This window comes from Brevundimonas sp. VNH65 (assembly GCF_049445955.1).
Lineage (GTDB): Bacteria > Pseudomonadota > Alphaproteobacteria > Caulobacterales > Caulobacteraceae > Brevundimonas.
The window spans coordinates 40,192-53,946 of sequence record NZ_JBMSDX010000003.1 but is presented as its reverse complement, the minus strand read 5'-3'; the positions used below and the strand labels follow the sequence as shown (position 1 = coordinate 53,946).

At 67.3% G+C, this 13,755-nt stretch carries 12 protein-coding genes; 9 read left to right on the top strand and 3 right to left on the bottom strand.

From position 1 onward, the window contains the following. Positions 1-109: 109 nt before the first annotated feature. From ACO2Q1_RS07250 to ACO2Q1_RS07220, 7 genes are all read left to right on the top strand, one after another. Positions 110-850, top strand: a complete 741-nt coding sequence (locus tag ACO2Q1_RS07250; RefSeq protein WP_423328822.1) for a GntR family transcriptional regulator — start codon at positions 110-112, stop codon at positions 848-850. Then, positions 850-1,899 carry an SIS domain-containing protein gene (locus ACO2Q1_RS07245; protein ID WP_423328821.1) on the top strand — a complete coding sequence of 350 codons (1,050 nt, stop codon included), beginning with the start codon at positions 850-852 and terminating at the stop codon, positions 1,897-1,899. The genes ACO2Q1_RS07250 and ACO2Q1_RS07245 overlap by 1 nt, the downstream gene beginning before the upstream one ends. Further along, the gene (gene nagA, locus ACO2Q1_RS07240; protein WP_423328820.1) at positions 1,899-3,074 is read left to right on the top strand and encodes an N-acetylglucosamine-6-phosphate deacetylase; all 1,176 of its coding nucleotides are present in this window, start codon (positions 1,899-1,901) and stop codon (positions 3,072-3,074) included. Before ACO2Q1_RS07245 ends, nagA begins: the two co-directional genes overlap by 1 nt. Positions 3,075-3,235: 161 nt before the next feature. Beyond that, the gene (locus tag ACO2Q1_RS07235; RefSeq protein ID WP_423328819.1) at positions 3,236-5,410 is read left to right on the top strand and encodes a TonB-dependent receptor; all 2,175 of its coding nucleotides are present in this window, start codon (positions 3,236-3,238) and stop codon (positions 5,408-5,410) included. A gap of 204 nt (positions 5,411-5,614) precedes the next feature. Beyond that, complete coding sequence (locus ACO2Q1_RS07230) at positions 5,615-6,622, top strand: ABC transporter substrate-binding protein (RefSeq protein ID WP_423328818.1); 1,008 nt, start codon at positions 5,615-5,617, stop codon at positions 6,620-6,622. Beyond that, positions 6,619-7,458 carry an ABC transporter ATP-binding protein gene (locus ACO2Q1_RS07225; protein ID WP_423328817.1) on the top strand — a complete coding sequence of 280 codons (840 nt, stop codon included), beginning with the start codon at positions 6,619-6,621 and terminating at the stop codon, positions 7,456-7,458. Before ACO2Q1_RS07230 ends, ACO2Q1_RS07225 begins: the two co-directional genes overlap by 4 nt. Before the next feature lie 59 nt (positions 7,459-7,517). After that, positions 7,518-8,312: an ABC transporter permease gene (locus ACO2Q1_RS07220; RefSeq protein WP_423328816.1), complete on the top strand. Its 795-nt coding sequence runs from the start codon at positions 7,518-7,520 to the stop codon at positions 8,310-8,312. Between the two features lie 36 nt (positions 8,313-8,348). Here the strand turns inward: ACO2Q1_RS07220 and ACO2Q1_RS07215 are convergent, their stop codons facing one another. The 3 genes from ACO2Q1_RS07215 to erpA form a co-directional block, all read right to left on the bottom strand. Next, entirely contained in the window at positions 8,349-10,094 is a 1,746-nt protein-coding gene (locus ACO2Q1_RS07215) for an ABC transporter ATP-binding protein (protein WP_423328815.1), read from the bottom strand. A gap of 68 nt (positions 10,095-10,162) precedes the next feature. Beyond that, positions 10,163-11,122, bottom strand: coding sequence for an ABC transporter substrate-binding protein (locus ACO2Q1_RS07210; RefSeq protein WP_423328814.1), 960 nt, complete (start codon positions 11,120-11,122; stop codon positions 10,163-10,165). Between the two features lie 127 nt (positions 11,123-11,249). Beyond that, a complete protein-coding gene (erpA, locus tag ACO2Q1_RS07205) occupies positions 11,250-11,597 on the bottom strand; it encodes an iron-sulfur cluster insertion protein ErpA (protein WP_423329041.1) in 348 nt (115 codons plus the stop codon). A gap of 104 nt (positions 11,598-11,701) precedes the next feature. Between erpA and ACO2Q1_RS07200 the strand changes: the two genes are divergently transcribed. Together ACO2Q1_RS07200 and ACO2Q1_RS07195 are read left to right on the top strand one after the other, a co-directional pair. Next, on the top strand, positions 11,702-12,895 hold the full coding sequence (locus ACO2Q1_RS07200) for a deoxyguanosinetriphosphate triphosphohydrolase (protein ID WP_423329040.1): 1,194 nt from the start codon (positions 11,702-11,704) through the stop codon (positions 12,893-12,895). Between the two features lie 97 nt (positions 12,896-12,992). Next, a complete protein-coding gene (locus ACO2Q1_RS07195) occupies positions 12,993-13,754 on the top strand; it encodes an SPOR domain-containing protein (protein WP_423328813.1) in 762 nt (253 codons plus the stop codon). The last annotated feature ends 1 nt before the right edge of the window (position 13,755 follow it).

The following is a 13,755-nucleotide window of genomic DNA, read 5'->3' as shown; positions in this document are numbered from 1 at the left end:
AAGTAAATTGGGCCTAGCCTTTCTTTAATTGGCTCTCTAATGGTATCAACATTGGTCGTTGATGAGGCGGCCTGTCGGTGGGCAGTGTGAGTTCGAAAGGGGGAAGCCTATGTCGTTCGTCGAAGCGATCGGGCCGTTGGACGCCCAGCGTCCGGCGCCGCTGTACCAGCAGCTGCAGCACGCGGTGCGCGAGGCCATCGACCGGCAGGCGCTGAAGCCGGACGAGGCTCTCCCGCCTGAGCGTGATCTGGCGCAGGACCTCGCGGTGTCGCGCATCACCATCCGCAAGGCGTTCGACGGACTGGTGGCCGAGGGGCTTCTGACGCGTCGTCAGGGGGCCGGAACCTTCGTGGCCGCGCGGGTCGAGAAAAGCTTCTCGAAGCTCACCTCCTTCTCTGAAGACATGGCCGCGCGCGGACGCAAGGCGTCCAGTTCATGGCTGAACCGCAGCGAGGGGGCGGTCACGCCGGAGGAGGCCCTGACCCTGGGTCTTAGCCCGGGGACGGCGGTCTATCGCTTCAACCGGATACGCTACGCCGACGGTCTGCCGATGGCCCTGGAGTATTCGACGGTGCCCGCCGCCTGCCTGCCCGGCCTCGAGGCGGTCGAGGCGTCTCTCTACAAGGCGCTGGATCAGAACGGTCATCGACCGAACCGGGCCCTGCAGCGGCTCCGCGCGGTCCTGTTCACCGGCGAACAGGCCGAGCTCCTGGGCACGGCGCCCGGCGCGGCGGGTCTGCTGATCGAGCGGCGCGCGTTTCACAACGGCCAGGCGGTGGAAGTCACCGCCTCCTACTATCGCGGTGACGCCTATGACTTCGTGGCCGAGTTGAACGACGGTCCGGCCTGATGCGTGAGGACGCTCTTTCCAAGTTTCGCGAGACCCGGATGTTCGCCGAGGCCGCCGAGGCCCCGGCCGTTGTGGCGGCGCAGTTGCGGGACAATGCGGCGATCATCGCCGGCGCCGCAGAGCGCCTGCGTCAGCGACCGCCGTCCGTGGCCCTGATTTGCGGGCGCGGCAGTTCGGACAATGCGGGGGTGTTCGCCCGCTATCTGATCGAGACCTCGACGGGCGTGGTGACCAGCCCGGCGTCGCTGGCCGTTCGGTCGGTCTATGGGGGCGCGCCTCGCGTGCCGGGGGGGGTGTGTCTGGCCATCTCGCAATCAGGCCGGAGCCCCGACCTGATCGCCGCCGCGTCGGCGGCGCGGGAGGGCGGCGCCTTCGTGATCGCGATGGTCAATGCGGACGACTCACCTCTTGCGGCCGCGGCTGACCTGACGATCCCCCTGCGCGCCGGCCCCGAGTTGTCGGTCGCCGCCACCAAGTCCTTCATCGCCAGTCTGACCGCCGTGGCGCAGCTGGTCGCCGAATGGAGCGAGGACGACGACCTGCGCGCGGCCCTCGCCGCGCTGCCCCACCAGTTGGCGGCCGCCTGGCGACAGGACTGGTCCGCCGCCCTGCCGGTGCTGACGTCCGCAAAGGGGCTGTACATCGTCGGCCGGGGGCCGGGCTTCGGGATCGCGCGGGAAGCCGCGTTGAAGCTGAAGGAGACCTGCGGCCTGCAAGCCGAGGCCTTCAGCGCGGCCGAAGTGCGCCATGGTCCGATGGCGCTCGTGGAGGCCGGATTTCCGGTCGTCATCCTGTCCCAGGCCGACGCCACCAGACACGAAGCCGAGGTTCTGGCCGATGAGTTCGCCGCGCGCGGCGCGCCGGTCTTTCTGTCCGGGCGGAGCGACAACCCGGACGTCGTCTCTCTGCCGTCGATCGCCGCCCATCCGGTGCTGGAGCCGATTCTGCTGATCCAGAGTTTCTATGGGCTGGCCGCGCGGCTGTCTGTGGCGCGCGGACAGGATCCTGATCGCCCACGCTACCTCAACAAGGTGACCGAGACGGTCTGATGCGAACCCAGTTGATCAACGGCCGCATCCTGACGCCGGATGGATTGCGTGACGACATCGTGGTGATTATCGACGGCGACCGCATCCTATCGGTGGGCCCCTCCGATCCGTCCCTGGACGCCGAGACCTGCGACCTGGACGGAGGCCTGCTGGTCCCGGGCTTCATCGACACCCAGGTGAACGGCGGCGGGGGCGCGCTGTTCAACGCCGATCCCAGCGTCGAAACCATCGCCACGATCGGCGAGACGCATCGCAGGTTCGGCACGACCGGCTTTTTGCCGACCCTGCTGAGCGACGATCTCGAGGTCGTCGACCGCGGGATCGAGGCTGTGGAGGCGGCAATTCACCAGGGCGTGCCGGGCGTTCTAGGCATCCACATCGAGGGGCCGTTCCTGAACCTCCGCCGCAAGGGCATTCACGACGCATCGAAGTTCCGCGTGCTGGAACAGGATATGATCGAGAGGTTGACGCGATTACGGAAGGGCCGAACCCTGATCACCCTGGCGCCGGAGATGACGTCCCCGGATCTGATCCGGCGCCTCGTCACGGCGGGCGCGCGGGTCTCCGCCGGTCATACGGACGCCGACCATTCGACCATGCGGTCGGCCTTCGCGGCCGGCGTGACCGGCGTCACTCATCTGTTCAACGCCATGCCGGCCCTGCAGAACCGGGCGCCCGGCGTGGTCGGAGCGGCGCTTGAGGATCAACAGGCCTGGTGTGGCCTGATCGTTGACGGCCATCACGTCGATCCGGTCGTGCTGAAGCTGGGCCTTCGGTGTCGGCCGCTGGATCGCTTCATGCTCGTGACCGACGCCATGCCCAGCGTGGGCCTGAAGACCGACCACTTCCACCTGCAGGGCCGCCGCATCAATGTGAGAGACGGCGTCTGCACCGACGATCAGGGGGTTCTGGCCGGGTCCGACCTCGATATGGCGACGGCCTTCCGCAATACGATAGCCCTGCTGGACGTCGATCTGGCGGCCGCATCGACCATGGCCAGCGCGGCGCCGGCGGCCTTCCTGGGACTGGCGGGTGAGAGAGGCCGGATCGCCCCCGGCCAGATCGCCGACCTGGCGCTTCTGAACGACGATCTGGTCGTGGCCTCGACCTGGATATCGGGTCGCCCATCAAGCAGCCCGGCCGATCTCGGCGAACCGGGTGATGCGAGGACCTAGGCGCGTCCATTCGGGCGCGACGGCGGCGATCGGCTCGTAGCGGCTGATAGCTGAGCTATTGTTTCCGGCAGAATTTCGGGTCTGCGGCCTTCGTCGGAATGAAGTAGCGGAGGGCGTCGGCGCACGCGCTGATCTCCCCGAAAGTCTTCAGCGATCTTTCCATGAAACTCTTCACCCGTCATCGCGACGGAGCGAGCCGTCTCGCCCTGTCGATCGTCGTCACCGGATCAGTTTTTCTGTTGTCTCCGGGTGTGAGCCTCGCCGGCGATGAACCCGCCCCTGACGACGGCGGCGATCAGGCGCAGTCCATCGCCGACGTGGTGGTGACGGCCGAGCGGCGCGCGACCTCTCTGCTGCGCACCCCCGGGTCGATCACGCCGGTGAGCGGCGAAGACCTGCGGACTCGAAAGATCGAGGGGTTGAACGATCTGTCCGTCAGCGTGCCCGGTCTTAGCTCCACCGGCGGCGCGCCGCAGACATCGCTCTACATCCGCGGCATCGGCACGTCTGATCCGGGGTCGCCGCCCTCGGTCGGCGTCTACATCGACGACGTCTACAATCCACGCGCCTTCGGCAACAATCTGTTCGACCTGCCGGACGTCCAGGGGGTGGAGGTGCTGCGAGGGCCGCAAGGCACCCTGTATGGCCAGAACACCACGGGCGGGGCGATCAAGATCACCTCACGTGATCCGGGTGACGCCTATGAAGGCAGCATCCTGCTCGAGACCGGAAACTACTCCGCCTTTCGGACCCAGGTGTATCTGGCGGGGCCGATCCGGCCGGGCGTGCTCAGCGCCAGCGTCGCCTACACCGGGCGAAAGCGGGACGGCTACACCTACAACCAGACGCTCGACTACTGGGCTGACGACGTCGACACGCAGCAGGCGCGGCTGAAGCTGCGGTACACCCCGAACGACCGCATCGAGGCGGTGTTGGCCTACAGCACCCTGACGGACGCGTCCGACACCCAGGCGGTGGTCCCGCTGAACTATGGCGCGGCCGGTCCCCGCGTCACCTATTCGCCACGCCGGTTCAATCCGTCGCGGGACGTCGAGTCCTGGTCTCTGCGGGTGACGGGCGAGCTCACGCCCCATCTGACGGTGAAATCAATCAGCGCCTGGCGCGCCCTCGATAATCTCAACCCCAATGATGCTTCGGGTCTGCCGGATGATCGAAGCGGCTTCATCCAGTTCCTGGAAAATCGACAATGGTCGCAGGAGCTTCAGCTTCTGGGCGACTATGGGCGGCTGAATTTTGTCGCCGGCGCCGTCTGGCGTCGCGAGACGTTCGCCATGGACCGCAACGCCTGGCAGAACCGTTCGTACTCCCAAATCATCAGCGACCAGACCGTGGTGGACACGGCGGTGTTCGGTCAGGCGAACTACAACCTGACCGCCCGGTTGCGCCTGACCGCAGGCCTGAGGTTCGGCAGCCAGACGAACGAGTTCGACAACGCCTTCTATCGGACGGACGCGGCGTTCAACCAGACGGCCCTGGTCTACAGTGTAGAGGGGCTGACCTATGACGACGATGACATCTCGTCCCGACTGGGCGCAGATTTCCAGATCAACGACGACTGGCTGAGTTACGCCAGCTGGAGCCGTGGCTCGAAGGCAGGAGGCTTCAACCGGTCGGCGTCGAACGCCCAGATCGCCGAGATCCCGGTCAGACCCGAGACGGTGACGGCCTACGAAGTCGGGGTGAAGGGAAGGGCGCTCGACAATCGCGTGCAGGGATCTTTGGCGCTGTTTTACAACGACTTTCAGGATTTCCAGGCGACAATCACCAATCCGGTCATCGATGGGCAGTTGATTGTCGGGAACGTCGTGGCCAACGCGGCCCAGGCCACGACCTATGGCGTCGAGCTGGAAACCACTGTGCGGCCGCTGCAAGGCCTTGAGTGGCGCTTCGCGGCGTCCTGGCTGGATGCGACCTTCGACTCCTTCGCCAACCCTACTGGCAACGCGGCGTCGAACTATGCCGGAAAGGTCCTGCCTTTCGCTTCCGAATGGATCGTGGCCAGTTCGCTGGATTATGTCTTCCCGGTCGGTCTGCCGGGAGAACTCAGCGCCCGGCTCAGCGGCGATTTCCGAAGCGCCTTCTATTCGGACAACGCCAACCGCGAGGCCGTGAAGAACCCGGACCAGTTCTACGTCAACCTGGGCCTGACATATCGGTCGGCCGATCACGCCTGGACCTTCCAGGCCCTGGCCAAGAACCTTTTCGATGAGACGACCATCTTCGGCTATCGCACCCTGACCGCCAGCCTGGGCGTGGAATCCGCCAAATACATAGCGCCCCGACTGGTCACCTTCAGTGTCCGTCGGACTTTCTGAGGCAGGGCCGGTCGAGCCGTCGGCGTTGATGGATCGTCGTCCGGATGGCGCGATCACGGCGGTCGTGGGCAAGGAGAAAATCTGCGAGGCCGGAGAGGAATCCTGCGTCTCGCCTTCGCGTCGGGGCGACTAGGGTCGTGACCGGGCGGCGTCGGCGATTTGGTCGGCTGATAGAACCTGAAACGCCTGGAGCGCGTCATCGAGATGATCCCCCCCGTATCGCACGAATTGCCTCGGCGGCGTCTGTTGCAGGCGGCCAGCGCAAGTCTGGCCGTGGCGGCTGTCGGCTGCGGGCCCCGCGCCGGAGGACGTTCGGCCGCGACTCCCATCCGGTTCGGCGGCGGAGCTTCGGCCGTGGCGGCGGTGGCGGCGCGAGAAGCCGGCGTGTTTGAGCGGCTGGGTCTTCAGGTCGACGTCCTGCCGTTGAAGAACGGTCCGTCGGCGGTCGCCGCAACGGTGGCCGGCGCGCTGGATTTCACGTTCGGCGACTTTCTGGGATGGGTCGCCGCCCTGTCGAACGGATTCGTCAACTCGCGGCTGATCGCGCCGGCCAACGCGACCGGCAATCAGGTGATCCTCGCGCGGAAAGGCTCGGGCGTCGTCACTCCCGCAGATCTGGTCGGCCGAAAGGTGGGCGTGGCGGCGGCGCCGGTGTTCAGTCTTTCGGTGCGGCTCTGGCTGCGCAGGAACGGCGTCGATCCCGCGCAAGTGCAACTGGTGGTGATCGAGCAGGGGCCGGAACATGTGCTGGGCCGAGGCGACGTTGACGCCATCCTGGTGGCCGATCCCAACGCCTATCAGGCCATCGCGCAGTACGGCGCGACGATCCTCGCCGGCGATCCGTCGGCTGAGGTCATGCCCGCCGGCGCCGGTCGGGCCTGCTACTATGTCAATGCCGATTTCCTGAAGGCGCGGCCGGAGACCGTGACCCGCGTTGTGCAGGCGCTCCGCGAGGGCGGTCAATTGTTCCTTCAAGCCGCTCCGGTCGATCGGGCGCGGCTGATGGAGCCCTATGTCGGTCTTGGGGTGGCGAAGATGCAGGCACAGATGCCGGGTCTCATCGAGAGCTTTCGCTATCCCCCGGTGCAACTGGGCGGCTTCGATGTCGCGGCCAACCAGTCCTGGGTCGACATAGCCGTTCGCGAACGCGCCCTGCCGCGACCGCAGCGGATTGCGGAATTCGTCGACGCCCGGGCCCTGGCGGCGACATGACGCTGGCGCTGGATCAGAAGAGGGTCGTCGCCTTCCGGCGCGATGCGACGGAGGCGCCCGCCGCCAGGTCCCGACCGACGGCTGTGAAGGTCGATGGCCTCGGCAAGATTTACGAAGGCGGCGGGCGCGCCAATGCGGCCCTGGCCAACGTCTCCCTATCCGTTGCTCGGGGCGAGTTCGTGGTCCTGATCGGGCGGTCCGGATCGGGCAAGTCGACCCTGCTGCGGCTGATCGCCGGTCTTGTGAAGCCTACCAACGGCCGGGTTCTGGTTGAGGCAGCCGCGGTTGTCGGTCCGCCGCCGGCGGCGCGCTATGTGTTTCAGGATTTCGGCGAGTCGCTGTTTCCCTGGGCCAACGCCCTGGACAATGTCGCGTTCGGCGTGCGCGCCGCTGCGGCGCCGGAAGGGCCGACCCGGGAGGTCGCCGCCCGCTATCTGGAACTGGTGGGTCTGTCGGACGCGGCGGCGCGATATCCGTGGGAAATGTCGGGCGGGATGCAGCAGCGGTTGGCCATCGCCCGCGCCCTGGCCTCCAGACCTGACATCCTGTTGATGGACGAGCCCTTCGGCGCCGTCGATGCGCTGAGCCGGGGCCGGCTTCAGGATATGCTGCTCGAAATCTGGGAGGCGTTGGGTCTGACGGTCGTTCTGGTGACGCACGACATCGACGAGGCCGCCTATCTCGCCGACCGGGTTGTGGTGCTCGATCCGGCCGGGCAGGGGGTGCGGGCCGAGGTTCCCATCGATCTGGCCCGACCGCGCGCTCAACTGGCCACTCGCGAAGCGCCCCGCTTCTCCGCCCTGCGACGCGAACTCCACAGACTGGTGCTGGAATGACCGATATCGCCAATGCCCGGGACAGCGCTCGTCCCGGATGGATCCGAAGCCTCACGATCTTGCCGCGCAGGATCGACCGCGCCGTTCGGGAGACCCGTCTGCTGGGCTGGCTGCTGGTTCTGGCCGCCTTTCTCCTGTGGGAGGTCGCCTCCCAACTGGGCTGGATCCGGTCCAGCATCGTGCCTGCCGTTTCCGACATCCTGGAAGGGTGGAGCGATGAACTCCTCAACGGCGCATTGGGCGTCAGCCTGCTGGTGACGCTGAAGCATATGGCCGGCGGCTATGTAATCGGCGCGACGCTGGGCGTGATCGTCGGCGTGGCCATGGGGCGGTCGCGCCTGCTGTGGCGACTGCTGGAGCCCCTGATCGAGATGGCGCGGCCTGTGCCGACATCGGCGCTTGTTCCGCTGATGATCCTGTTCCTCGGCATCGACGATCCGCTCAAGATCACGGTCGTCGCCCTGGGCGCCTTCTTTCCGGTATTCATCAACACCTTCGCCGGGGTGACGTCGGTGTCGCGCACTCTTCGGGACACCGGGCGAACCTTCGGCGTCGGAGAAGCAGAGGCGACGCTGCGGATCATCCTTCCGGCCGCCGCTCCTATCATTTTCGTGGGCCTGCGCTACGCCCTGTCGGTCAGCCTGGTCATCGCCCTCGTCGCGGAGATGATCGCGGGCAGCGACGGCATGGGATATTTCGTCATCCGCGCCCAGCAGAACCTCAGCGTGGTGCAGCTGTTCATCGGCGTTTTCACCCTGGCGCTGCTGGGATATGCGCTGAACTTCCTGTTTCTGTGGGTCGAGCGTCTGGTGTTGCCATGGCGCGCGGGAGGCGAGCGGAGACAGGCCGGCTAACGCAGGGTTTCTTCGGAGGCGACGGCTCCGTCGAGCTCAGCTCGCCGCCTTTGAGCGATCAAACTGGATGCTGTGCAGGCGCGTGTAGAGGCCACCCTGCCCGAGAAGCGCTGCGTGCGGGCCGTACTCGACGATCCGCCCATCCTGCATGACCAGGATCAGGTCGGCGGCGGCGATGGTGGACAGCCGATGCGCCACTACCAGGGCCGTGCGGTTTCTCCTGAGGCGGTCCAGTCCGGCCTGGACCAGGCGTTCGGATTCAGCGTCGAGGGCGCTGGTCGCTTCGTCGAGGATGACGATATCGGGATCCCGCAACAGGGCGCGAGCGACCGCCAGCCTCTGGCGTTCGCCGCCCGACAGCCGCACGCCGCGTTCGCCCACTGGCGTGTCATAGCCGTCGGGCAGGCGGCGAATGAAACCGTCGGCCTGGGCAAGGCGAGCGGCTTGTTCGACTTGTTCGCGCGTGGCGTCGGCCTGGCTGAAGGCGATGTTGCCGGCGATGGTGTCGTCGAACAGGGCCACGTCCTGCAACACCATCCCCATGCGCGCACGCAGGGATGCGCGGCTGATGTCCCGGACGTCCACGCCATCGACGAGGATGCGCCCGGTGTCGGGTTCGTAAAGACGCAAAAGGAGCTTCACCAGAGTGGTCTTTCCCGAGCCACTGGGGCCGACGAGCGCCGTCGTCCGGCCGGTCGTCAGGGTGAAGCTGACGGCGTCCAGCGCCGGCCGGTCCTGGCCGGGGTAGGTGAAGCTGACGCGGTCGAAGCGGATTTCGCCGATGCCGATGATGTTCGCTGCATCCGGTCGTTCCGGCGCGGCGCGACCGGCGTCGAGCAGTTCGACAAGCCGTTCGGCCGAGCCTTCGACGTCGCCTGCGGCGTTGATCATTCGGCTGATCGGCTGCAACGCCGCCACGGCGCCCAGGGCCAGGGTCAAGACCAGAAGGACGTCGCCCCCGCTGGCCCGTCCGCGCCAGGCGTCCGTCAGGATCAGGCCCGTGACCAGGGTCAGCGCGAGACCGTTCAAGGTCAAAAGCGCCGTATGCCAGCGGCGGTCGATACGCCATTCCTCGATCCGGGTTCGACCCCAGTCGCCGTGGGCCTGTCCGAAAAGTCGGGCCTGCCGTGCCTCGCCGCCGAAGGCGCGAATGGTGGCGATCTGGCTGAGCGTCTCGTTAAGGATGGCGCTCATTCGCCCGCCGAGCTTCTGCCAGGTCCGGCGGTGGGACCGCGTCGCGGTCAGACCGCGCCAGGCGCCATAGAGATTCAGCGGCGCGGCCGCAGCCATCACCAGGCCGGCCCAGGGCGAGATCATTAGCAGGGCGGCGACCGAGAACACCAGCAGAAGCGCCGTCGCCAGGGCGCCCTCCACAAGTTCGCGCAACCAGTGGGTGACCGGCACGATGGCGGCGAAGCGATCCATCACGTCACCGGTGCGCGATGTCTCATAGTAGCCCATCGACAGGGCGGACAGGTCGTCGAAGATCCGCTTCCTCAGGCTTCCCACGTTGTCCAGCCAGAGGGCGGCGGATTGTCGGTGCTGCAGGAAGCCGAGCCCGATCAGCGACAGCCGAAACACGACGAAAACGGCAAAAGTCGCGATCAGGCTTGTGGCCAGCGGCTTCGGGTCCGGGCGAGCCGCGAGCACTTCGACCACGTGCCGGAACAGGAACGGCGTCGCCGCGCCAATGGCGGCGACGCCGGCGCTGACCGAAAGGACCGAGATCAGGCGAAGGCGGTATCCGGGCAGCAGGCGGATGATCCGCAGCACGCTTTTCATGATGGTCTTTCCGACGAACCGGGTCCCGGCCGCCTCGCTATGCGGAGCAGGCGGCCGGCCCGGTCGGCTCAGGCGGCGGCGCGGACGCGGTTGTCCACCAGATCGGTGAAGTCGGAATCCGGCGCGATCAGACCCCAGCCGACAAGCCAGTCGTAGGTCTGCTGGAACTCTTTCTCGTCATACGGCGCGGGGTCGACGAAGAGCAGACGCGGCAGGTGGAAATCGTCTTCGCTGATGAGGTCGCGATATTGCTCGGGCAGGGCCGCGATGAGGTAGTGAAGATATTTCTTCTTGTCGGCCTTCAGGCGATCGGTGGCGACTTTCACCGCCCGATGAACCGCCGCCCAGGTTTCGGGATCGACGTCCGGAGAAGCGATCTCGGAGCCTTGATAGTGGGTCTCGATGATGCGCTGGAAGCCCTCCTTCTCGGCCAGGGTGATCCAGGGCTCCATCAGGGTCACGGCGGCGATGTCGCCCCGTCGGACGGCCTCGTAGCCGTCCACATGGCTGAGGTGGACCAGGCGGATCTCTTCGGGTTTCAGGAAGCCTTCGAGGGACTGCAGCGCGGCGTAGTGGGAACCGTGATGGAAACGCACCGCCACCCGTTCATTGGCCAGGGTCTGGGGGTGGGTGAAGCGCGAGCCCGGCGCCGAGAAGATGGCCTGGGAGACGACGGCCGAGCGTTTCGAGATGATCCGCCCGTGGCCGCTGTCCTGCGACCGCCGCACCTGGCCCCACTCGCAGGCGCGATAGACATCGACCTTCTTGGCTTCGAGTTCCGTATGGCCGGCGAGGGCGGGAACCAGACGATGGTCCTCGATGTAGTCGAGATCCGTAGCCGGAAAGCGCGTCTCGATCGACGAAGGCGCCTGGCGGAATTCGACCTCGACGCCTTCGGCCGCGAACAGGCCTTCGTCACGGGCGATCTGCCAGGGCAGGGAGAAGACGCCCGTGACCTCGGTCACCACCTTTCGATGAGCGGGCGGGGTCGGGAGAGCGGAGGCCGAAAGGGTAGGCTGACTGGACATCGAGTGTCTCGCGGTTGCTGTGGCGAACTGCGCGAGAACCTAGGGTGATATCCCGCAAACCCAGCCGGATTATATCTGCGGGCGATTGCAGTTTTTCTCTTGGGACGCCCGCCTCGGAGATAGCCCGTCAGATCGAGAAGCTGACCCCGCAGCCGCAGCTGGTGGCGGCGTTGGGGTTGCGGATCACGAACTGGGCGCCGGCCAGTTCGTCGACGAAGGCGATCTCGGATCCCTTGAGGAAAGGGACGGACACCGGGTCGATCAGGGCGGTCTGACCATCGGCCCGGATACGCAGGTCGTCGTCCTCGGCGGCTTCGACCAGGTCGAGCTGATACTGGAAGCCGGAGCAGCCGCCGCCCTCGACAGCGACGCGCAGCATCAGGGCCTTGCCCTCGGCCGCCGACAGGTGCGCCAGCCGCTTCGCCGCGCTGGCGGCCAGCACGATGCCTTCGGGCGCGGCGCGGCCGAGGGACAGTTCGAACAGGGGGGGCGATTGGACGGTGCTCACGCCTGCCTATATGAGGCGGGAAGGGCGGTTCGCAAAGGCCGCCGGGTCTTGGACGTCGACATTTGGATCAGATCGCGTTTCCGTCGGGATCACGGGCGCCGTTCGCGGCGCGGCCGGAAGCCACGCGCGGGCGGTTCAGCCCCGAACCCGCCAGCCGCACCCGCAGCGTCTTCGCCCGCGATCGCGACCGCATCATCCACTGCACCGCCTTTCGCCGCCTGAAGGGCAAGACCCAGGTCTTCGTCGCCCATGAAGGCGACCATTACCGCACCCGCCTGACCCACAGCCTGGAGGTGGCCCAGATCGCCCGGTCCCTGGCCCATGCCCTGGGGCTGGATCAGGATCTGGCCGAGGCCATCGCCTTGGCCCACGACCTGGGCCACCCGCCGTTCGGCCATGCCGGCGAGGACGAGCTTCAGGCGCGCATGGCCGGCTGGGGCGGGTTCGACCACAACGTCCAGACCTTTCGCGTCGTCACGCGGCTGGAGGCCCGCTATCCGGCCTTCGACGGGCTGAATCTGACGTGGGAGACGCTGGAGGGGGTGGTCAAGCACAACGGGCCGGTGTCGCAGCGTCTGGACGAACCGGCGTGGCGGGCCATCGCCGACTATGCCTCCGGGCGGCCGGAGCTGGATCTGGATCTGGGTGGCTTCGCCTCGCTGGAGGCCCAGGTCGCCGCCATCGCCGACGACATCGCCTACAACAATCATGATGTGGACGACGGGGTTCAGTCCGGGCTGCTGAGCCTGGACGAACTGGCCGCGGTTCCCTTGATCGGGCCCGTGCTGGCGGGCGTGTGGCGCGACTGGCCGGGGCTGGATGCGCGCATGGCGCGGCTGGAGGCCGTGCGGCGCATGATCGGGGTCATGGTCGAGGACGTTCTGGCCGAGACGGAGCGGCGGCTGGCCGAAGACGGCGTGACCAGCCTGGACGATGTGCGGGGCGCCCGCCGGACGATGGTGGCCTTTTCCGCCGGCATGCTGGCGGAACTCGGCGGCCTGCGTCGATTCCTGTATGAGCGCATGTATCGCCACTATCGCGTCAATCGCATCCGCAGCCAGGCGCGCCGCATCCTGGCGGAGATGTTCGATCTGTTCGTGGCCGAGCCGGAGATCCTGCCGCCGGAATGGTCGGCGCGAGCGATGACGGACGATCCGGTGCGCCGCGCCCGGGCCGTCTGCGACTATATCGCCGGGATGACCGACCGGTTCGCGATCGAGGAGCATCGCCGGCTGTTCAACCTGGATTCCGCGCTGGACCTGTGAAATCGGGCGTTCTGTGATTCGCCCGGGTCGTCGTGCGCGCTAGACTGCGAGGCCGCGCATCGATTCGCGCGGATCGACGACCGCCGGAGCCGCCGCCATGTCCCACGACGACCACAGACCGCAGGACGACCGGGATCGGGGCGCCTATACGCCGCCGACCGATGATCTCCCGTTCAACCGCGGCGGGTTCGACGCGCGCCGCACGCCGCCGTCCAAGGCGCCGCCGGTGACCTTGATCGTCAGCGCGGCCGTGCTGCTGGTGCTGATCATCGCGGTGGTGCTGTTCTATCGGTCCGGGCTGCGGGCGTCGCAGGACGTGCCGCCGGCCGTGGGGACCCCGGTCGGTGAACTGAAGGTCCAGGCCCCCGAGGAGGCTCAGCCGGTCGATCCGAACGCCGATGTTCAGGTCTATCGCGGCAGCGCCGACCCGGCCACGGAGACGCCCCAGTTCGCGCCGCCGCCCGAAGAGGTCCAGCCGCGCCCGGCGCCCAAGGCCCTTCCGCCGGTCGAAACCCAGCTGCCGCCCGCGCCCAAGGCCGTCGAGAAACAGGATACGGCCGGCCCGGCGCGCGTCGAACGGCCGACCACCTCCGCGCCGACGCCGCCCGCCGCGGCGACCGGAACCTCGGCGGTGCAGATCGGCGCGTTTTCATCGACCGCGATCGCTGACCGCGAGTATGCGTCCGTCGCGGGGCGTTTCCCGCAGTTCGCGCGCGGCGCGCAGAAGCGCGTGCAGGAGGTGACGGCGGCCAACGGATCGACGGTCTATCGCACCACCTTCTACGGCCTCAGCCGCGAGCGGGCCCAGGCCTTCTGCGCCGCCATCAAGGCCGGCGGCGGCGATTGCCTGGTGCGCTGAC